Origin of the sequence: Brevibacterium oceani (genome assembly GCF_013623835.1) — a bacterium.
Classification (GTDB): domain Bacteria; phylum Actinomycetota; class Actinomycetes; order Actinomycetales; family Brevibacteriaceae; genus Brevibacterium; species Brevibacterium oceani.
Map to the genome: position 1 here is coordinate 464,374 of NZ_JABKDE010000004.1, position 20,744 is coordinate 485,117.

Annotated in this window: 17 protein-coding genes and 1 tRNA gene; 17 read left to right on the forward strand and 1 reads right to left on the reverse strand. The window is 65.0% G+C overall.

What is annotated here, in order from left to right; translation table 11 throughout:
- Nucleotides 1-4: 4 nt before the first annotated feature.
- The 15 genes from HK401_RS11560 to HK401_RS11630 all read left to right on the forward strand — a co-directional run bounded on the left by HK401_RS11560 (nucleotide 5) and on the right by HK401_RS11630 (nucleotide 14,969).
- Nucleotides 5-1,090 (forward strand): UDP-N-acetylmuramate dehydrogenase, encoded by a 1,086-nt coding sequence (locus tag HK401_RS11560; RefSeq protein ID WP_181274808.1) that lies wholly within the window; start codon nucleotides 5-7, stop codon nucleotides 1,088-1,090.
- A gap of 21 nt (nucleotides 1,091-1,111) precedes the next feature.
- The gene (locus HK401_RS11565; RefSeq protein ID WP_309135972.1) at nucleotides 1,112-2,758 is read left to right on the forward strand and encodes a metallophosphoesterase family protein; all 1,647 of its coding nucleotides are present in this window, start codon (nucleotides 1,112-1,114) and stop codon (nucleotides 2,756-2,758) included.
- A 125-nt stretch (nucleotides 2,759-2,883) separates the two neighbouring features.
- Nucleotides 2,884-2,956: transfer RNA gene (locus HK401_RS11570), tRNA-Trp, on the forward strand.
- Between the two features lie 97 nt (nucleotides 2,957-3,053).
- On the forward strand, nucleotides 3,054-3,332 hold the full coding sequence (gene secE / locus HK401_RS11575) for a preprotein translocase subunit SecE (RefSeq protein ID WP_181274809.1): 279 nt from the start codon (nucleotides 3,054-3,056) through the stop codon (nucleotides 3,330-3,332).
- An 82-nt stretch (nucleotides 3,333-3,414) separates the two neighbouring features.
- Nucleotides 3,415-4,332 (forward strand): transcription termination/antitermination protein NusG, encoded by a 918-nt coding sequence (gene nusG / locus HK401_RS11580; RefSeq protein ID WP_181274810.1) that lies wholly within the window; start codon nucleotides 3,415-3,417, stop codon nucleotides 4,330-4,332.
- Between the two features lie 329 nt (nucleotides 4,333-4,661).
- The gene (gene rplK, locus HK401_RS11585) at nucleotides 4,662-5,099 is read left to right on the forward strand and encodes a 50S ribosomal protein L11 (protein ID WP_166970592.1); all 438 of its coding nucleotides are present in this window, start codon (nucleotides 4,662-4,664) and stop codon (nucleotides 5,097-5,099) included.
- A 64-nt stretch (nucleotides 5,100-5,163) separates the two neighbouring features.
- Nucleotides 5,164-5,859, forward strand: a complete 696-nt coding sequence (rplA, locus tag HK401_RS11590) for a 50S ribosomal protein L1 (RefSeq protein ID WP_181274811.1) — start codon at nucleotides 5,164-5,166, stop codon at nucleotides 5,857-5,859.
- Between the two features lie 247 nt (nucleotides 5,860-6,106).
- Nucleotides 6,107-7,399 carry a helix-turn-helix domain-containing protein gene (locus HK401_RS11595; protein ID WP_181274812.1) on the forward strand — a complete coding sequence of 431 codons (1,293 nt, stop codon included), beginning with the start codon at nucleotides 6,107-6,109 and terminating at the stop codon, nucleotides 7,397-7,399.
- A 112-nt stretch (nucleotides 7,400-7,511) separates the two neighbouring features.
- Entirely contained in the window at nucleotides 7,512-9,035 is a 1,524-nt protein-coding gene (gene exaC, locus HK401_RS11600; RefSeq protein WP_181274813.1) for an acetaldehyde dehydrogenase ExaC, read from the forward strand.
- A 127-nt stretch (nucleotides 9,036-9,162) separates the two neighbouring features.
- A complete protein-coding gene (gene adhP / locus HK401_RS11605) occupies nucleotides 9,163-10,182 on the forward strand; it encodes an alcohol dehydrogenase AdhP (protein ID WP_181274814.1) in 1,020 nt (339 codons plus the stop codon).
- A 344-nt stretch (nucleotides 10,183-10,526) separates the two neighbouring features.
- Complete coding sequence (gene rplJ / locus HK401_RS11610; RefSeq protein WP_166970600.1) at nucleotides 10,527-11,060, forward strand: 50S ribosomal protein L10; 534 nt, start codon at nucleotides 10,527-10,529, stop codon at nucleotides 11,058-11,060.
- Between the two features lie 60 nt (nucleotides 11,061-11,120).
- On the forward strand, nucleotides 11,121-11,507 hold the full coding sequence (rplL, locus tag HK401_RS11615; RefSeq protein WP_181274815.1) for a 50S ribosomal protein L7/L12: 387 nt from the start codon (nucleotides 11,121-11,123) through the stop codon (nucleotides 11,505-11,507).
- A 206-nt stretch (nucleotides 11,508-11,713) separates the two neighbouring features.
- Nucleotides 11,714-12,988: a hypothetical protein gene (locus tag HK401_RS11620; protein WP_181274816.1), complete on the forward strand. Its 1,275-nt coding sequence runs from the start codon at nucleotides 11,714-11,716 to the stop codon at nucleotides 12,986-12,988.
- The gene (locus HK401_RS11625; RefSeq protein WP_181274817.1) at nucleotides 12,985-13,782 is read left to right on the forward strand and encodes a hypothetical protein; all 798 of its coding nucleotides are present in this window, start codon (nucleotides 12,985-12,987) and stop codon (nucleotides 13,780-13,782) included. The genes HK401_RS11620 and HK401_RS11625 overlap by 4 nt, the downstream gene beginning before the upstream one ends.
- Nucleotides 13,779-14,969, forward strand: coding sequence for a hypothetical protein (locus HK401_RS11630; protein WP_181274818.1), 1,191 nt, complete (start codon nucleotides 13,779-13,781; stop codon nucleotides 14,967-14,969). Before HK401_RS11625 ends, HK401_RS11630 begins: the two co-directional genes overlap by 4 nt.
- A 41-nt stretch (nucleotides 14,970-15,010) precedes the next feature.
- Here HK401_RS11630 and HK401_RS11635 read toward each other — a convergent pair whose 3' ends face one another.
- Nucleotides 15,011-15,808 (reverse strand): MBL fold metallo-hydrolase, encoded by a 798-nt coding sequence (locus tag HK401_RS11635; protein ID WP_181274819.1) that lies wholly within the window; start codon nucleotides 15,806-15,808, stop codon nucleotides 15,011-15,013.
- Between the two features lie 85 nt (nucleotides 15,809-15,893).
- Here HK401_RS11635 and HK401_RS11640 point away from each other — a divergent pair, with 85 nt between their 5' ends.
- Together HK401_RS11640 and rpoB are read left to right on the forward strand one after the other, a co-directional pair.
- The gene (locus HK401_RS11640; protein WP_181274820.1) at nucleotides 15,894-17,021 is read left to right on the forward strand and encodes a GNAT family N-acetyltransferase; all 1,128 of its coding nucleotides are present in this window, start codon (nucleotides 15,894-15,896) and stop codon (nucleotides 17,019-17,021) included.
- Between the two features lie 212 nt (nucleotides 17,022-17,233).
- A complete protein-coding gene (gene rpoB / locus HK401_RS11645) occupies nucleotides 17,234-20,713 on the forward strand; it encodes a DNA-directed RNA polymerase subunit beta (protein ID WP_181274821.1) in 3,480 nt (1,159 codons plus the stop codon).
- Nucleotides 20,714-20,744: the final 31 nt, after the last annotated feature.

Consider the following 20,744-nt stretch of genomic DNA (forward strand, 5'->3'; position numbering starts at 1 on the left):
TGCCGTGAGTGAGGACCTGTCGACATTCACGACCTTCCGTCTCGGCGGCCCAGCCCAGCAGGTGAAGGTGGCCGAGACCCGCGCTGAGCTTCTCGACTTCTGCGCAGCCCACCAGCTGGGGCCAGAGGCTGAGGACGCCTCCGATGTGCTCTTCATCGGGGGCGGGTCGAACCTGCTCATCGCCGACGAAGGATTCGACGGCACCGTGTGCGTCGTGCGCACCACCGGAGTGAGCACCGTCGAGACCTCGACCACCGACACCCAGGTGACCGCCGAGGCGGGGGAGAACTGGGACGAATTCGTCGCCCACACGCTCGACCTCGGTCTCTCCGGGCTCGAGGCCCTCTCCGGCATCCCCGGCTCCGTCGGGGCGACGCCGATCCAGAACGTCGGCGCCTACGGCACCGAGGTCGGCGAACTCATCACCTCCGTCGAAGTCTTCGACCGCGTCGTCGGCCAGGTCCGTCGCCTCAGCGCCGTCGAACTCGAATTCGGCTACCGCACCTCGGCGCTCAAGCGTGCGCAGATCGCGACGGGAAGCCCCCAGTTCGTCGTGCTCTCGGTGACCTTCGACCTCCAGCACAGCGAAGAGTCGCTGCCGGTCCGCTACGCCCAACTCGCGTCCACGCTCGACGTCGAGATCGGCACCCGCGTCCCGGCCGCACGCGTGCGCGAGAACGTCATCGCGCTGCGCCGGTCCAAAGGGATGGTCATCGACCCAGCCGACCACGACTCGTGGTCGGCAGGATCCTTCTTCACCAACCCCATCGTCGACGACGCCGCCGCGCTGCCGGCCGAGGCTCCACGGTACCCGGTGACCGATCCGCTCAGCGGGGCGAAGATCGAGGGGAAGACCAAGACCAGCGCGGCCTGGCTGATCGAACACGCCGGCTTTACCAAGGGCTTCAGCATCGGCGAGGGGAATGCGGCGCTGTCGAGCAAGCACACTCTGGCGCTGACGAACCGGGGACACGCGAGGACGGTCGACGTGATCGATCTTGCACGCACCATCGTCTCCGGTGTCGAGGACGCCTTCGCCATCACCCTCGAACCGGAACCGACCTTCGTGGGCTGTTCCCTGTCGAACTGAGCACTTCCTTAGACTGGGGGAGTGTCACCACGTCGCAGAACCATCGGCCTCCTCATCGCCCTCGCGGCGGTCGCTCTCCTGACGTTGCCGTGGGCGGTGTTCACCTCCCGGGCCGATCTCACCTTCGGCCCACATGAGGCGCAGTACCGGATCACCGCTGACTCCCGGCTGACCGTCGACTTCGGTCCCTTGGGCACGCTCCTCGTGCCGGCCGAGGACTACATTCCACTCGGGCTCGGACTGCACGTCGACATCGGGGAGATCCCCGTGTCCGGAGAGGACCGGGACGACGACCGGCCGGCAGCGGACCCGGATCGGGTTGACGACGGTGGGAGTGGCGAGACCGGCGGGGGAGCCGTCGACGCGCTCGGCGGAGACGTCGCCTCCTATGCGGCACTGTTCTCGGCCCCGCAGGCGCAGGTCGATCAGGTCGTCGCCGGACTCCTACAGGAGATCCTCATCCGTTGGGCCTTGGCCGTCTGTCTCATCACCGGTGGGCTGGTCGGCCTTGCCGCCGTGCTCGGCCCCCAGCGCCTGGAGACCGTCGTGCGCGCCGTCGCGGGCAAGGAGCTCATCGGCATCACCGTCGTGGTCGCGCTCGTCCTCGCCGGTCTCGGCACCGTCGTGGCCCAGAGACCGAAGCCCATCGCACCGGACCCGGCCTTCGACGGCACCCCGCTGGCAGGCGCGCAGGTCACCGGCCGCCTCGGCGGGATCATCGACACCGCGTTCGCCGCGGTGAAGGACTTCGCCGACGACAATGACGCCTTCTACGACCGGGTGCTGACCACGCTGAGGTCGCAGTGGAACCAACGGCCGATCACGGGCAACTGGAACGACCGCGGGATGGTCCCGCCTGCGGGGATCGGCGGCCAGGACGATGATTCGAATGACGGCGTGTCGACGTTCGTCTTCGGATCCGACATCCACTGCAACATCGGCATGGCCCGAGTCGTCGGAGCCGTGGCCGAGATGAGCGGGGCCGATGCCTATATCGACGGCGGCGATATCACCATGACGGGCACCTCGGCGGAGAACTACTGCCTCGACGTCCTCGACGACGAACTGCCGGAGAAGCTGCCGCGCATGATGGTCAAAGGCAACCACGACTCGATGGAGACGACCGGACATGCGAAGACGCGCGGGTGGAAGGTCCTCGAGGATTCGAGCGAGGAGATGGCCGGGGTGACCTTCTTCGGCGCAGCGGATCCCAGGCGCACCGTCTTCGGCTCCGGACCGCAGCTCGAGACCGATCTCACCGCCGACCAGTACGCGAAGCGATTGGCCGAGGAAGCCTGCGACGCGGACTTCGACATCATGCTCATCCACGATGCCGCGGTCGGTGCGCCGTCCCTGCGCACCGGCTGCGTCGACTACGCCCTCAGCGGACACTGGCACCGCCGGATCGGTCCCGAGACATTCGGATCGGGAGTCCGCTACCTCAGTTCGACGACCGGCGGGGCGCTTGCGAATGCGCTGACCCCGGGACCGCTGAAGATGAACGCTGAGCTGAGCATCATCCGCGTCGACAACGCCACAAAACGCCCGATCGACGTGCAGATCATCACGGTCACGCCCGACCAGAAAATCATCATCGACCCGTGGGCGCGCTTCCCCGCACCCCTGCCGCTGGCGGCCCAGCCTCCGGAGGACGAGGCAGGCGAATGAGTGAGCGCCGACACGCTCACGGACCCGGTCGCGCCGCCGGTTCGACGAACGGCGGTCGGGCACGGTATGCTCGTTTCTCGTGGTTGGACACCAACCGGATCGTCAAGGTTCGGTCGTCTGATCGAAGGGGTGTGGCGCAATTGGTAGCGCAACGGTCTCCAAAACCGTAGGTTGCAGGTTCGAGTCCTGTCACCCCTGCGCAGTTGACTCTGCCGAAGTCTCATCGGCTAGGCGCCGTCCTCGACTGGCACGAACAATTGTGAAGCCCTGACTGAAACCGACCGAGTGAGGATGTGTGAGCGACACACCGGCAAAGAAGACTGGCAGCGCACCCAGCAGTGCCTCCAGTCCCAAGAAGCTCGGATTCTTCGGACGAATCCTGCAGTTCTTCCGCGAGGTTGTGGCGGAGCTGAAGAAGGTCGTCACCCCGACGCGGAAGCAGCTGGTCAACTACACCCTGGTGGTGCTGGGCTTCATCCTGTTCATGATGCTCCTCGTCACGGTCCTCGACCTGGTGTTCGGCAAGCTCGTCGGTTTCGTCTTCGGCGGAACGCCGCTCTGGCCTCTGTGGTGACACGCTCTTCCCAGTGGCACACTTAAAGCTGAATCTTCACTCCCAAACGGGAATCACAACACGCGAAGCGAGGAATTGATCGGTGTCGGATACCAATTCACCTGAGCAGGAGACCCCTGAGACCCAGGACGTCACCCCCGAGGAGTCGGGTGCCGCTGTGGTGCCCGAAACCGAAACTCCGTCCGCCGACGCCGAGGCTGTCGTGGCCGATGATGCGGACGTCGAGACCGTTGCGGACACCGCAGAGTCGACCGACGAAACCGCTGACTCTGCAGATGAGGCCGCCGCCGAGGATTCTGACGCAGCGACCGGTGCCGACGACAGCGTCGCCGAGGGCGACGCGGCTGAAGGCGATTCGCCTGCGGAGGCCGGCGATGAGCTCGACCCTGCCGAGGAGTTCAAGTCCGAACTGCGCATGCAGGAAGGTGACTGGTACGTCATCCACTCCTACGCCGGCTACGAGAACCGGGTGAAGCAGAATCTCGAGAACCGCACCGTGAGCCTCAACCTCGAAGAGTTCATCTTCGAGGCCCAGGTTCCGATGGAAGACGTCGTCGAGATCAAGAACGGACAGCGCAAGCAGGTCCGTCGTGTCCGCATCCCCGGCTACGTGCTCGTCCGCATGGAGCTGACCGATGAGTCCTGGGGCGCGGTCCGCCACACCCCGGGTGTGACCGGGTTCGTCGGCAACGCCTACGATCCGACCCCGCTGTCCATCGATGAGGTCTTCTCGATGCTCGCCCCGATCTTCGAGGAGCGTCAGGCCGAAGCCGCCGCTGCCGAGGGCCCGGCCGCCGAGGCGGCTGCGAAGTCGGCTCCGGTCACCGAGGTGGAGTTCGAAGTCGGCGAGTCCGTCCTCGTCAAGGAGGGTTCGTTCGAGGGCCACCCCGCCACCATCCAGGAGATCCGCCCGGAGTCGCAGAAGCTCACCGTTCTGCTCTCGATCTTCGAACGCGATGTTCCCGTCGAACTCGGCTTCGACCAGGTGTCGAAGCTGTGATGCTGCACTGATCAACTGATCGCATTCGCGATCGGCAGCGGAGGGGCCCGGAGGAATCCGGGCCCCTCCGCTGTTGTCTGGGAAGCCGCCTCGGCGACGGTATTCCCCCGTTCAAGGCTGCGCCCGGATTTCGAGCCTTCCTCAGGTCGATATCCGAGCCTGCGCTTGAACCGACGGTGGGCCGGGTGAGGTGGCTCACGAGCATTTGCTCACGAGCCCGCGCGCATGGAATACTGGTGTGGTTTGATTGCGGCCTGCATCCGAGGCCGTCATCGGACGATGTGCCGTATCTGTCTGGCACATCGAAACTCCAAGATTAAGGACCGTACATGCCTCCCAAGAAAAAGGTAGCCGGCCTCGTCAAGCTCCAGATCCAGGCAGGTGCCGCTAACCCGGCTCCTCCGATCGGTCCGGCGCTTGCCCAGCACGGCGTCAACATCATGGAATTCTGCAAGGCTTACAACGCCGCCACAGAATCCCAGCGCGGAAACATCGTCCCCGTTGAGATCACCGTGTACGAAGACCGTTCGTTCACCTTCGTTCTCAAGACCCCGCCGGCCGCGGAACTCATCAAGAAGGCCGCCGGAGTGAAGTCGGGTTCGGCTACGCCGCACACCGTCAAGGTCGCTCACCTGAGCGCCGATCAGGTGCGTGAGATCGCCACCACGAAGATGCCCGACCTGAACGCCAACACCCTGGATCAGGCCGACCGCATCGTTGCCGGAACCGCGCGTTCCATGGGCATCACCACCGACATCGAGGTCTGAGACCTCACCCCACACAGTGGCAGGGCCCACGCAGCCCACACCACGACTGCAAGGAGTAAAGCAGATGGCAAAGCGTTCGAAGGCCTACCAGGCCGCGGCTGAGAAGATCGCCGCAGATGTGAACTATGAACCGGGTCAGGCGATCGCCCTGGCCAAGGAGACCACCGTGGCGAAGTACGACGCCACCGTCGAGGTCGCCCTCCGCCTCGGGGTCGATCCCCGCAAGGCGGACCAGATGGTGCGCGGCACCGTCAACCTTCCGCATGGTACCGGTAAGACCGCCCGGGTCCTGGTGTTCGCTGCCGGCGACCGTGCAGAAGCTGCCCGCGAAGCAGGTGCTGACTACGTCGGCTCCGATGACCTGCTGGAGAAGGTGGCCGATGGGTTCACCGACTTCGATGCCGCCGTTGCGACCCCCGACATGATGGGCAAGGTCGGTCGACTCGGTAAGGTGCTCGGTCCCCGCGGACTGATGCCGAACCCGAAGACCGGTACTGTGACCATGGACGTCGCCAAGGCCGTGTCGGACATCAAGGGCGGAAAGATCGAATTCCGCGTCGACAAGCACTCGAACCTGCACTTCATCATCGGAAAGGTCTCCTTCTCCGAGAACGCTCTGCAGGAGAACTTCGACGCCGCGATCGAAGAGGTCCTGCGTCTGAAGCCGGCTTCGTCGAAGGGCCGCTACATCAGCAAGGCCACCGTGACGACCTCGAACGGCCCCGCCGTTCCGGTCGACGCCTCGGCACTGCGCGTGTGATCTGCTGATACGCAGACAGGCGTCGCCTCGAGGGAAGGGCGGGGAGTGAGAGATCACTCCCCGCCCTTCCCTTTTGCTACCTGACGGCGGCCCAGCAACCTCGCGCGAGGTTGCGGGGCCGCCGTCAGGTAGCAAAAGGGAGCGTCTTGGGGGTCAGACTGGTCTTGCTCGGGGGATGGTTCGCGGTTAGATTATGAACAATCGAGGCTCTTTTTCCGACACCGCCGATGGAGGTGGACCGTCAGCCATGCATTCGACGCTGCTGCTCGAGGACGACTATCAGGCCACCGTGCGCCTGGCACACGACCGACTGCAACCGTCCTCGTCGCGTCTTGGAGCTTCGGTGGACGGCAGCGATTCGCGACCCGGCGGAGTGCGCTCTTCGGTGTTGGAATCATGGAACCGCTCAATCGATCGCCTGCACGACCCCGCAGGTGCACGGGTGCGTGTGGCCTACGAAACCGACCAGCTCGCCGAGGTCAGGCGCCGTCACCCATTCCACTCGATCATGCCTCTGCTGCGTTCGCACCTCATCGAACCGGCGAAAGACGCCGGGCTGCTCGCCGCCCTCGGGGACGAGCAGGGCCGCCTGCTGTGGGTCGAAGGGGAACGTGCTGTTCGTGATCGAGCCGAAGCCATGGGGTTCCTGGCGGGAACGGACTGGTCGGAGGAGGTCATGGGCACCTCGGCGCCGGGCCTGGCGCTGCGATCGGGGTCACCGGTGCAGATCAGTCAGGCCGAGCACTTCGCCCCGGACGTCCACTCCTGGAGCTGCAGCGCCGTTCCCGTGACGCATCCGCTGACCGGGCAGGTCATCGGCATCATCGACGTCACCGGGGGAGACGACGCGGTGTCATCGATCGTGTTGCCGCTGCTCGCCTCGACGGCGAAGGCGGCCGGAGCCGAACTCTCCCAGCTGTATCGGCCGAAACACATGGATCGCTCCGGCGCCGAGGAGGTCCGCAGCGAGCTCAGCGTCTTCGGTTCGGCCCCCACCCTGCAGGCTCCGGAGGGGGCAAAGGTCTCGCTGACAGGTCGTCATGCTGAGATCCTGCTGCTTCTCCATCGTTTCCCCGACGGGATCAGCGGCTCAGGTCTCGTCGATCGGCTGTGGCCGGTCGGCGGCAGCGAAGTCACCGTCCGCGCCGAGATCACTCGACTGCGGAAGGCCATCGACGGCCTCGGTGGGTTGCGGATCGATGCGCGTCCGTACCGACTGCTCGGCGACCTCGATTCCGACCTCGACCGCACCTGTGCGGCTCTGGCTCGCGGGGATGTCGACACTGCCCTGGGGCACTACCGCGGACCCGTTCTGCCTGACTCCGATGCCCCGGGGGTGCGTGAGATCGGTGATGAGGTCGATGCGCTCGTGCGCGAGACTCTGCTTCAGGACGGCACCTGGCAGCAGCTGTGGCGTTATGCGAGCCTGCCCGACTTCCGCGATGACGCCGAGGTGCTGATGGCCGTGCTGCGTCTGGCCCCACCCGAGGCGGCGGAGCGCAACGCCGCCGTTGTGCGGCTGGAGGCACTCGGCTGCTGAACCCCAACGGGCCCTGCAGCATGTGATGCAACGCACATGCAACGTTGCCCTCTGTAGCGTCGTGGTCACACGGAGATCATCCGGTGAAAGCAGACGCATCAAAGGAGTTGCAATGACTGTCTACGCACAGCCAGGTCAGGACGGATCGCTCGTCACCTTCAAGCCCCGCTACGAGAACTTCATCGGCGGACAGTGGGTGCCCCCGGTCAATGGGAACTACTTTGAGAATCCCAGCCCGGTCACCGGTCAGGTGTTCACCGAGATTCCGGCCAGCACCGCCGAGGACATCGAACTCGCCCTCGACGCGGCACACAAGGCAGCTCCGTCCTGGGGAAAGACCTCGGTGGCCGAGCGCGCGAACATCCTCAACAAGATCGCCGATCGCATCGAGGAGAACCTCGAGATGATCGCCGTCGCCGAGACCTGGGACAACGGGAAGGCGATCCGCGAGCCGCTCAATGCCGATCTGCCTCTGGCCGTCGACCACTTCCGCTACTTCGCCGGCGCCATCCGTGCGCAGGAGGGCGGACTGTCACAGATCGACGAGGATACCGTGGCCTATCACTTCCACGAGCCCCTGGGCGTCGTGGGACAGATCATCCCGTGGAACTTCCCGATCCTCATGGGCGTGTGGAAAATCGCCCCGGCGCTGGCCGCAGGCAACGCAATCGTCCTCAAGCCCGCCGAACAGACCCCGGCTTCGATCCTCGTCCTCGTCGAGCTCATCGCTGATCTGCTGCCCGAAGGTGTGCTCAACGTCGTCAACGGTTTCGGTCTCGAGGCCGGCAAGCCGCTGGCGTCGAACAAGCGGATCTCGAAGATCGCGTTCACGGGTGAGACGACCACGGGCCGTCTGATCATGCAGTACGCCTCACAGAACATCATCCCGGTGACCTTGGAACTCGGCGGCAAGTCCCCGAACATCTTCTTCGAAGATGTGCTGGATCGGGACGATGCGTTCGCGGACAAGGCCCAGGAGGGCTTCACGATGTTCGCCCTCAACCAGGGTGAGGTCTGCACCTGCCCGTCCCGCGCACTCATTCAGGACTCGATCGCCGACCCCTTCCTCGAGAAGGTCGTGGCCAGGACCCAGAAGATCGTCCAGGGCAACCCGCTCGACACCGACACGATGATGGGCGCACAGGCCTCGAACGACCAGTTCGAGAAGATCATGTCCTACCTCGACATCGGCCGTCAGGAAGGTGCCGAGGTGCTCACCGGCGGAGCGAAGGCCGAGCTCGACGGTGATCTTGCCGGGGGCTTCTACGTGCAGCCGACGATCTTCAAGGGCTCGAACACGATGCGCATCTTCCAGGAGGAGATCTTCGGCCCTGTCGTCTCGGTGGCGACATTCTCCGGCTACGACGATGCTCTGGCCACGGCCAATGACACGCTCTACGGCCTCGGCGCCGGAGTCTGGACCCGCAATGGAAACACCGCCTACCGTGCCGGCCGGGACATCCAGGCGGGGCGTGTGTGGGTGAACAACTACCACGCCTACCCGGCCCACGCGGCCTTCGGCGGGTACAAAGCCTCGGGCATCGGACGTGAGAACCACCTGATGATGCTCGACCACTACCAGCAGACGAAGAACCTGCTCGTCAGCTACTCCGACAACGCTCAGGGCTTCTTCTGACCCAATTGCTACCCGACGGCGGCCCAGCTACCTGGCGCCACGTTGCTGGGCCGCCGTCGGGTGTGTCGGCCACATTCTCAAACCCCGTGTGATCACGAAATCCACCATCGTCTCAAAGGAGCGAATGATGTCAGGAATGAAAGCAGCAGTCGTCGAGGACTTCGGCAAGGACCTCACTGTCGGAGACAACGCGATCCCGGAACCCGGCCCAGGTCAGGCCCTCGTCAAACTCATCGCCTCGGGAGTCTGCCACACCGATCTGCACGCCGCCCACGGTGACTGGCCGGTCAAACCGAAGGTCCCGCTCATCCCCGGGCACGAAGGTGTCGGCACCGTTGAGAAGGTAGGCGAGGGCGTCACCGATGTCAAGGTTGGACAGATGGTCGGCAACGCCTGGCTGTGGACGGCCTGCGGAACGTGCGAGCACTGCCGCCAGGGCTGGGAGACGCTGTGTGAATCCCAGGTCAACGGCGGTTATGGTGTCGACGGATCGTTCGGCGAGTACATGCTCGTCGACACGAAGTTCGCCGCCGCGATCCCCGACGGCGCCGACCCCTATGAGATCGCCCCGGTCCTCTGCGCCGGCGTCACCGTGTACAAGGGCCTCAAGCGCACCGAGGTGCAGCCGGGACAGTGGGTCGTCATCTCCGGAATCGGCGGACTCGGCCATATCGCCGTGCAGTATGCCGTTGCGATGGGCATGCGCGTCGTCGCCGTCGACGTCGCCGACGACAAGCTCGCCCTGGCGAAGAAGCACGGCGCGGAGATCACCGTCAACGCCTTCGCCGAGGACCCGGCCGAGATCATCCAGGAGAAGATCGGCGGATCCCACGGCGTCCTTGTCACCGCCGTGCACCCGGCGGCGTTCGGGCAGGCGATCGGCATGACCCGCCGAGGCGGCACCATCGTCTTCAACGGACTGCCGCCCGGTGATTTCCCGGCTCCGATCTTCGACATCGTTCTCAAGGGACTGACGATCCGCGGATCGATCGTCGGCACCCGCCAGGACATGGTCGAAGCGCTCGAGTTCTACGCCGCCGGCAAGATCCACCCGACGTTCTCGAAGCGTCCGCTTGAGGACATCAATGCGATCTTCGACGAGATGGAGCACGGCAAGATCGACGGCCGCGTCGTCATCGAATACTGACCGCAACCGACCACCGCATCCCAGAACTACCCGACGGCGGCCCAGCAACCTCGCGCGAGGGTGCTGGGCCGCCGTCAGGTAGCAAATGGGCGGATTGGACTTGTTGCGGGGAGTTTCGATAGACTCAAACCACCCAAGACCGTCGGTCTCTGTGGATCCATCGGAATTCGCCATCGAATCTCGATGCCCGCAGACGAAGACTCCCAGTGAGTGACCCGCGCAGGTGAGCTCGAGATTCTTCTCGATGAGTGCCACGCTCTCATCGATCAAGCGTTTCACGCCTTCCTGCGTGGAGCGCTTTTTGCGTTGTCGGGGAAGACCGGACGACTTATGAAAGGAACACCATGGCGAGGCCAGACAAGGCAGCCGCAGTCGAGGAGATCAAACAGCAGTTTGAGAACTCCGACGCTGTGTTGCTGACCGAGTACCGCGGTCTCACCGTCGCGCAGATGAAAGAACTGCGCGTTTCTCTCGGTGAGAACGTCAGCTACGCCGTGGTAAAGAACACGCTGACCAAGATTGCAGCCAAGGAAGCCGGGATCACCGGTCTCGATGAGCACCTCAACGGGCCCACCGCGATCGCGTTCGTCAACGGCGAACCCCCCGAGGCTGCCAAGGCTCTGCGTAACTTTGCCAAGGCGAACGACAAGCTTGTGGTGAAGGGCGGCTACTTCGATGGAGCCGCACTCAGCCCCGAGCAGGTCAACCAGCTCGCCGACCTCGAATCCCGCGAAGTGCTGCTTGCAAAGGCAGCAGGTGCCATGAAGGCAAGCCTCCACCAGGCGGCTTACCTCTTCACCGCTCCGCTGGTCAAGGCCGCGCGCACTGTCGATGCCCTCCGCGAGAAGCAGGACGACGCTCCTGCTTCCGACGCCTGAGCATCACCCCCAACCAAACCCGGTCACCTGAGGTGACCAAAACAGGAAGGACTAGCCACCATGGCTAAGCTCACCACCGACGAGCTCATCGAAGCTTTCAAGGAGCTCACCCTCATCGAACTCTCCGAGTTCGTCAAGAAGTTCGAAGAGGAATTCGACGTTGAGGCTGCCGCCCCGGCCGCCGTTGCCGCCGCTCCCGCAGCCGGTGGCGGAGACGCCGCTCCCGCCGAAGAGCAGACCGAATTCGACGTCATCCTCGAATCGGCCGGCGAGAAGAAGGTTCCCGTCATCAAGGAAGTTCGCGGACTCACCTCCCTCGGACTCAAGGAAGCCAAGGACCTCGTCGACGGAGCCCCCAAGGCCGTCCTCGAAGGCGCTTCGAAGGAAGACGCCGAGAAGGCCAAGGAAACCCTCGAGGCTGCCGGCGCCACCGTCACCCTCAAGTGATTCCGCAGGCGGCATCATCGATCGCCGCCTGACGACGAAGAACCCCACAGTCCTGCACTGTGGGGTTCTTCGCATCTCTTGAGTGTCGAACCGTCATGGAGGTCGCGCCGTCGTCAGCGGCGAACCGTCACGAACATCGAGCCGGTGTTGCAGATCCGGTACGCACACAGTCGGAGAAGCCGCCGTCGGCACCATATCCTTGAACTGTGACAGAGAAGACGACCGCCGCCTCGGCGCTGCAGGAGCTGCGATCGAGAATCCTCGACGCCTGGGCCGGGGATCGAATCTATATCGATGAGATCATCGCCCCCGGCCTCACCGACCGCCAGGTGAGCGCGATCGAACGAGCTTCAGCGGAGACCGCGCAGACCGGTCTGCCCCATTTCATCGCCATCGTCTCGGAGGTTCCGATCGGCTCCGATGACGACTGGATGCGATTCTCCTCGGACCTCGCCTACACGATGCATGAGGAACGCGGCGCGGAACAGACGCTCGTCCTCTTCTCCCAAGCCGGCGGCGGCGCGAAGACGCAGGCCTACCTCGTCGATGACAATGGGCCGGCGATCCCGCCGGAATCCCGACAGCTCACCCGATCGGCCAGCGACGATTTCCTGCCCGTCGAGCTGGCCGTGCCGCACCAGCTGAAGACCCTCGTCGCCGCTGCAGAGGGCACCGACGCCCCAGCCGCTCCCGACTTCGACACCCGCGAGACCGGCGACCGTCACGAAGACTACATCTCCGCCACCGGACTCACCCTCGGCAACCCCGACGCTCTCGTCTTCGGCGCTGTCGCTGTGACCGCCCTCGGCCTGGGCGCCTGGCTGATGCGCCGACGCGAACGGTATTCCTGGAAGACCGCGCTGACGACCCAGCCGGAACTCGTCCGCTCCCGGGCCCTGACCGATCGTGCCGACGCGGTACTCGAACCCCTTCCCGAACCCGCCGAGGCGGTCACCGAAATCTGGGACGTCTACGACCGCGGTCGACGAGTCCAGGATGCGCTCACCCTCCTCATCGACAACCACCCGGATTGGGCGGACAGTCCCGACTTCGCCCACCGTCACGCTGTCAACACCCTGATCAGCACCGATCGTTGGGTCCGCGCACAACTGCGTTCGCGGCAGCGGACGCGCACCGAACCGCCCGGCTTCTGCTTCCTGTTCCCTCACCACACGAAAGGCATCGAAGAATTCGTCCTCCGCCAGCAGGGGACGAACCTCACGGTGGACCTGTGTGCCGACTGTCGCACCGAGGTCGAGGCCGGGCACGAACCTGCTCGGCTCATGGTGCCCAAGCGCCCGGGATCGAAACGGCCCGTGCCCTACTATCTCCGCGACGACGCTTATGCCCATTCCGGTTTCGGCAGCTTCCAACCACTCGAAGACGTGCTCCTCGAGTCGGGATGTCCGGACACTTCGACCACGGACGTCCCACCCACTGCGCACACCCTCAGAACGAATATGAGCAGGGGGCGACGATGAAGGTGCTGAGCACGAGATGGTGGGAATGGGGAATCGCGCTAGTCATCCTCGCGCTCGTGAGCATTGCGGCGACGATGTTCAGCGTCTCGAAGTTCGACGAGGCACGGGGTGCGCGCATCGCCGCTGAGGAGAGCGACGAAATCTCCGTCGACTCGATCTACACCGACCGCATCGAAGGTCGACACGACGCCGACTACGACCGTTCCCGGTACGAAGCGATCGTCGACTCCTTCGCCGCCGACCCGATCCACATCGACGGCTATCAGGCCTTCGACGTCGACGATGCCGACCTCGACGCCATCCGCTCCGAGCTCGACGCCCTCGACATCCCGATCTATGTGGCATTCCTCTCGACCTCCGACCTCGATGACGCCGACGGAGACGGTGACATCCTCGCGGCACGGATCGCAGCGGAGCTGCCCGACGACCGGGCGACAGTGCTCGTCATCGGCAACACCGTCGAAGGAATCGGTGACAAGGGTGCCGTCCGCAAGCTCGATGAGAGGCCGGCGACCGATATCGACGACAATGCCTCGACCGAGGCGCTTGCCTATGTGCGTGCACTCGCCGCCGCCGAGGCGGTGCCCCCAGAGGACGCATACTCGCGGTCCCTCGACCGTGAGGGGAATCCGATCGTCGCCGCCGAAGAGCGGACGAATGATCCGCGGGACCTCCGCTACGGGTACGGCTCCACCGCGGCCGGCATCGTCTTCGGCATCATCGTCGGCGGGGCAGTCGGCGCCGCGGGAATGCTGATCTGGAGAAGAGTGAAGAGGGGAGAGACGAAGTCGTGAGCATCGATGCACAGCAGATCGCCGAGGCGCTGCAGACCGATCCCTTCTACGTCGAGGATTCCGTGGCCGGAGATCTCAACCCGACACTGATCGACAAAGCCGAGGCGACCGCGCAGAAGGCCGATTTCGACGTCTACGTCATCGCCGTCGACACGGACCACGTCGATACCGACCTGCTCGAACAGATCAAGGTCCACCACGGCGGTCAGGGGTCGTACGTCATGATCAACGGAGGCTCCGACATCGCCGTCGACATCCATTTCGAGGACCAGCACGAACTGCAGATGCAGGTCATGGAGCAGCTGACGATCGCCCGCAGCGACTGGAACGTGAGTTCGCCGTCGACGACGAAGCTGAATACGCTGCTCGACCTCTACGCCGATCCCCAGTCCGCCCCGAACGGTGACACGTCGACCGTGCAGGAGGGGCAGTCGAGCGAAGTGACGACCGTCGACGGTTCGGGTTCGTTCGCCAGCCTGTTCCTCGGTGTCGCGGTGTTTGTCCTCGCGGTCGTCATCGCCGGGGTCTGGTTCTTCCGCAGCCGTCGTCGGCGCGTGCTTGCCCGCCGGACCCAGCAGCAGTTCCAGCTTCCCGGGCGGCTGCTCGACCGCGTCGATACCTTGCAGCGCCGATCCCTGCGCGAGACCATCGATTCCGAGACCCTGCAGCTCGCCGCCGAGATCGAGGACCTGCAGACCCGCAGCCTTGCCGCCGCTGACTCCGCTCGCGTCGAACGCGGGCTCGATGCCTACCGGATCGCCCGCCGAATCGTCGACGATGAGGAGGCAGAGCGCATCGATCTCGCCGGAGCGATGGTCCTGTTGCGGCAGGCAGGACGGGAGATCGCCGAGGCGAAGCTCGGGTCCCGACGAGGGCTCGGGTCCCGCGGTGCCCGAGCCGGCAACGGGGGCGTTCTGGCGCAGAGCCTGTGCACGATCAATCCGCTCCACGGTGAGGCCGCAGCCGCCGAGCGGGTCATCGCCGACGCCGAGGCCGGCCGCACCGTGCGCGTGCCCGTGTGCCAGGCCTGCCTCGATGATCTGCGGGGCCGCAGAGAACTGCAGTGGATCTATGACGGGGACCGGCCCTATGTCGAGGTTGCGAGCGTATGGTCCGACACGCTCTTCGGGGCGATCGGCGGCGACCTCGTCAGCGAGCTGCACCGGCATCGCTCAGACCTGGACTGACCCCGGCACCCGACGGCCGACGCCCGTGCCCGGGACGGGTCTCAGGCGAGTCGTATCTCCCGGGGAACCGCGCGGTCCGGATCACCGGGCATGGCCCGGGCGGGCAGGGCCACCTCGGTGTCGCCCTGATCGGCTCTCAGCCCCTCGATATCGTCGAGCTGCCGGGCCACGAAGTCCCGATCGACCGGAACTCCGTGACCGGGGACGAGGACTTTCGCCTCGGTGAAGGACAGCAGGATCCGCAGGCTGGCGGCCCACTCGCTCAGTGAGGAATCGGCGCCCGCCTGAGGCGGGTCGGCTTCCTCGACGAGGTCGCCGGTGAAGACGATCCCGAGCTCCGGCAGACGGACGACGAGATCGGCGGTGGAATGCCCGCCGAGGACGTGGAATTCGACCGGGCAGCCGCCGAGATCGAGATGGCCCATCGCTCCGTCGTCGCCGTCGACGGGGGAGACGTCGACGACGAGTTCGGCCGGATCGCTCGGCAGCTCGCTGCGATAGTCCGCCGGCGCCTCACCGCCGCGCACCGCGTCGAGAGCGATCCACGAGGTGGCCTCCTGATCGGCGGAGAACGCTGAGGATGCGTGGACGGTGCTCACCCCCGCGGCGACGGCGGGGGCGGCGCCGAAGAAATGATCCCAATGATCGTGGGTGATCACGAGGTCGAGTTCCTGCCCGCCGCCGTCGATCTCCTCGCCGAGGCGGCCCGCACTGTCCACCATGCGTGCCGCGGCCGTGGGGCCGGGTCCGGCATCGACGAGGAGGATGCGATCACGGCCGGCGATGATCCCGCAGTTGACCTCGGCGGGGGAGAAGGTGAGGACATTCACTCGCGTCATGGTCGGAGTCTAGAATGTCTGTCATCGGCTGTCAGCCCGAGGGGGCGCAGATGCCTCGGAGACGCGGAAGTTGCGGAGTGCACGCATGGAGATCACACGGATACGGGCCGGTGATCTCGCCGATCCTGAAGTCGACGAGCTGCTGGCCGAGATCGTCGAATTCGACCGGGCGATCAATCGCGCCCTCGGGTTCGGCTCCGACTTCGATCCGCTGCCCGGGTCGGTGCGCGGCAAACTCGTGCGCAGTGACGCCTTCACCTCCCACGAGATCTGGCTGGGGCGCATCGAAGGCCGCCTCGTCGCCAAGTCCGGTGCCTATCTCAGCCTGAGCGACAACACCGACGTCGCCGATGTCTACACCGGTGTCCTGCCCGAGGCGCGGCGTCACGGTCTGGGCACCCAGCTGCTCACGGTTATGGAGACGCAACTGAGAGAGGACGGCAGGACGAGGATGAACGCGTGGTGCGAGATGCCCGCACTGGACTTCTCCGCCGACCCTCGCCGGCCTCGGATCGCCGCTGCCGCCGGCACCGGGAGCCTGCCCGCCGACCACGGCGAGGTCGCCTTCGCACTGCACAGCGGGTACCGCCTCCAGCAGATCGAGCGATGCTCGGCCGCCCGCATCCAGGGCGCTGCGATCGAAGGCGAAGCAGGTGTGCCCGTGCCTGAGATGAGCTCTGCGACCGGCGACGAGACGACCTCCGAGGCACCCGACGGTACAGCGGCCGGTGACGACTACACCATCCGCACGTGGGCGGGACCGACCCCGGTCGAGCACGTCGAGGCGATCGCGCTGCTGCGGCAGAAGATGTCGACCGATGTTCCCGGCGCCGCCGAACTCTATGACGAGTCGAAGTGGGACGGAGACCGTGTGCGCGCGCTCGAAGCCGATCGCGAGTTCGCGGGTGGGCGGACTCAGACGGCGTTGGCGCTGCTCGACGGTGAGGGGGTGGGCTTCACCGAGGTGGTCAGCTATGCGGGGCGGCCGAATGTGGCCTATCAGGGCGCCACCCTCGTCAGGAGCGAACATCGCGGGCACGGACTCGGGGCGAGGCTGAAGATCGCCAACCATGCCGCGCTCCGTCGGGATTCGCCGATCGAGCGCGTCTACACCTGGAATGCGGCAGAGAATTCGTGGATGCTCGCGATCAACGATCGAGCGGGATTCGCGGCCGTGGGCTGGGTCGGTCTGTGGAAGAAGATCCTTGACTGACACGATCTTGCGAGACTTGACCAGATGCTATAAGCTTGATATTTGCATCGTTCTGCCTGTGGTGTGCCTTCATATAGCGGGGGGCACGTCATTTCCACTCAAGTGAACCACGTCGATGCCGGGAGTCGAAATCCGACACACCTTCGGCTCGGCGAAGCGAAGACGAGTGGGCAGACGAAGTATCAGATGGTGAAGCACTCGGAAGGAACCAATTGGCCGCCGCCAACGACAACACCAGGACCGCTAATCCCCCCAAGAGAATTTCCTTCGCGAAGATTCGCGAACCTCTCGAGGTTCCCGATCTGCTCGGTCTGCAGACGGACAGCTTCGACTGGCTGATCGGATCGGAGGCGTGGCAGGACCGCGTCGCCGAGGCCATTGAGATCGGAGATGACTCCGTCGCGACGACCTCGGGACTCGAGGACATCTTCGAAGAGATCTCGCCGATCGAAGACTTCGGCGGATCCATGTCGCTGTCGTTCCGCGAGCATCGGTTCGAAGCTCCCAAGTACTCGATCGACGAGTGCAAAGAGCGCGACATGACCTACTCGGCACCGCTCTACGTCACCGCCGAGTTCATGAACAACAACACGGGCGAGATCAAGAGCCAGACCGTGTTCATGGGTGACTTCCCGCTCATGACCGACAAGGGCACGTTCATCGTCAACGGCACCGAGCGCGTCGTCGTCTCGCAGCTCGTCCGTTCGCCCGGCGCCTACTTCGAATCCAGCGTCGACAAGACCACGGACAAGGACATCTTCTCCGCGAAGATCATCCCCTCCCGTGGTGCCTGGCTCGAGTTCGAGGTCGACAAGCGCGATCAGGTCGGCGTCCGCCTCGACCGCAAGCGCAAGCAGTCCGTGACCGTTCTGCTCAAGGCCCTCGGCTGGACCGAAGCGAAGATCCTCGAGGAGTTCGGCGAGTTCGAATCCATCCGCGAGACGATGGCCAAGGACACCGTCAACACGCAGGATGAAGCGCTGCTCGACATCTACAAGAAGCTGCGCCCGGCAGAGCCGGCGACCGCCGAGGCCGCCCGCAACCTGCTCAACAACCTGTACTTCAACCCGAAGCGCTACGACCTGGCGAAGGTCGGCCGCTACAAGGTCAACCGCAAGCTCGGCGTCGAAGCACCGCTGTCCGATTCGGTGCTCTCCACCGAGGACATCGTGGCCACCATCCGCTACCTCGTCTCCCTGCACGCCGGTGTGGAGACTGCCAAGGGCACGCGCGACGGCGAAGAGGTCGACCTGTCCGTCAAGCTCGACGACATCGACCACTTCGGCAACCGTCGCATCCGCGCCGTCGGTGAGCTCATCGAGAACCAGATCCGCACGGGTCTGTCCCGCATGGAGCGCGTCGTGCGTGAGCGCATGACCACCCAGGACGTCGAGGCGATCACCCCGCAGACCCTGATCAACATCCGCCCCGTGGTGGCTGCGATCAAGGAGTTCTTCGGCACTTCGCAGCTCTCGCAGTTCATGGATCAGAACAACCCGCTGGCGGGTCTGACCCACAAGCGTCGCCTCTCGGCTCTGGGGCCGGGCGGTCTCTCCCGCGACCGCGCCGCCATGGAAGTCCGTGACGTGCACCCCTCGCACTACGGCCGCATGTGCCCGATCGAGACCCCTGAGGGTCCGAACATCGGCCTCATCGGTTCGTTGGCCTCCTATGCGCGCATCAACCCGTTCGGCTTCATCGAGACCCCGTACCGCAAGGTCATCGACGGAGTGGTGACCGACCAGACGCAGTACCTGACCGCCGATGACGAGCTCGAGTTCAACATCGCGCAGGCCAACGCGCCGCTGACCGACGAGCAGCGCTTCGCCGAGGTCGAGGTCCTGGCCCGTCCGAAGGGCGGCGGCGGTGAGGCCGAGCTGGTCCAGTACGACCAGATCGACTTCATGGACGTCTCAGCACGTCAGATGGTGTCTGTGGCTTCGGCTCTGATTCCGTTCCTCGAGCACGACGACGCCAACCGCGCCCTCATGGGTGCGAACATGCAGCGTCAGGCCGTGCCGCTGGTGATGGCCGAGTCTCCCGTCGTGGGCACCGGCATGGAATACCGTGCCGCCGTCGACGCCGGTGACGTCATCGTCGCTGAGAAGTCCGGTGTCGTCACCGAGGTCTCTGCCGACTACGTCACCGTCCTCGCCGACGACGGAACGCAGCTGACCTACAAGGCTTCGAAGTTCAAGCGTTCGAACCACGGCACCTCGTACAACCAGCGCATCCTCGTCGACGAGGGAGACCGCGTCGAGACCGGCGCCGTCCTCGCCGACGGACCGTCCACCGAGAACGGTGAGATGGCTCTGGGCAAGAACCTCCTCGTGGCGTTCATGTCCTGGGAAGGCTACAACTACGAGGATGCGATCATCCTCTCCCAGCGCCTCGTTCAGGACGATGTGCTCTCCTCGATCCACATCGAGGAGCATGAAGTCGATGCTCGCGACACGAAGCTCGGCGCCGAGGAGATCACGCGGGACATCCCGAACATCTCGCCCGACGCACTGGCCGACCTCGACGACCGCGGCATCATCCGCATCGGCGCCGAGGTCACCGACGGCGACATCCTCGTCGGCAAGGTCACCCCGAAGGGTGAGACCGAGCTGACCCCGGAGGAGCGTCTGCTCCGTGCGATCTTCGGTGAGAAGTCCCGTGAGGTCCGCGACACCTCGCTGCGCGTTCCCCACGGCGAGATCGGCACCGTCATCGGTGTCCGCGTCTTCGACCGTGAGGACGACGACGAGCTCTCGCCCGGCGTCAACCAGATGGTCCGCGTCTACGTGGCTCAGCGCCGCAAGATCACCATCGGCGACAAGATGGCCGGCCGTCACGGCAACAAGGGCGTCATCTCGACGATCCTGCCGGTCGAGGACATGCCGTTCCTCGCCGACGGAACCCCCGTCGACGTCATCCTCAACCCGCACGGCGTGCCGCGTCGTATGAACATCGGTCAGGTCTTCGAAATCCACCTCGGGTGGATCTCGAAGCAGGGCTGGAAGATCGAGGGCAACCCCGAGTGGGCCGCCGAGCTGCCGCAGGCCGCTCGCGAAGCCGAGGCCGGCACGAACCTGGCCACCCCGGTCTTCGACGGTGCGCACGAGCAGGAGCTGCGCGGACTGCTGGATTCGACGACCCCGAACCGCGATGGGGACCGCCTCATCGACAATTCGGGCAAGGCGCAGCTGTTCGACGGCCGCTCCGGTGAGCCGTTCCCGTACCCGATCTCCGTCGGCTACATGTACATGCTCAAGCTCCACCACCTCGTCGACGACAAGATCCACGCACGTTCGACCGGGCCGTACTCGATGATCACTCAGCAGCCGCTGGGTGGTAAGGCGCAGTTCGGTGGTCAGCGCTTCGGTGAGATGGAAGTCTGGGCCCTCGAGGCCTACGGCGCCGCCTACACTCTGCAGGAGCTTCTGACGATCAAGTCCGATGACATCCCAGGCCGTGTGAAGGTCTACGAAGCCATCGTCAAGGGCGAGAACCTGCCCGATCCGGGAATCCCCGAATCGTTCAAGGTCCTCATCAAGGAGATGCAGTCCCTGTGCCTCAACGTCGAAGTTCTCTCTTCCGACGGCGGCCAGGTCGAGATGGGCGAGTCGGAGGACGAGGTCTACCGTGCCGCCGAAGAGCTCGGCATCGACCTCTCCCGCCGCGAAGCACAGACCGTAGAAGAAGTCTGAGGACTTCCACTTCAACCGACACAACTTTTTG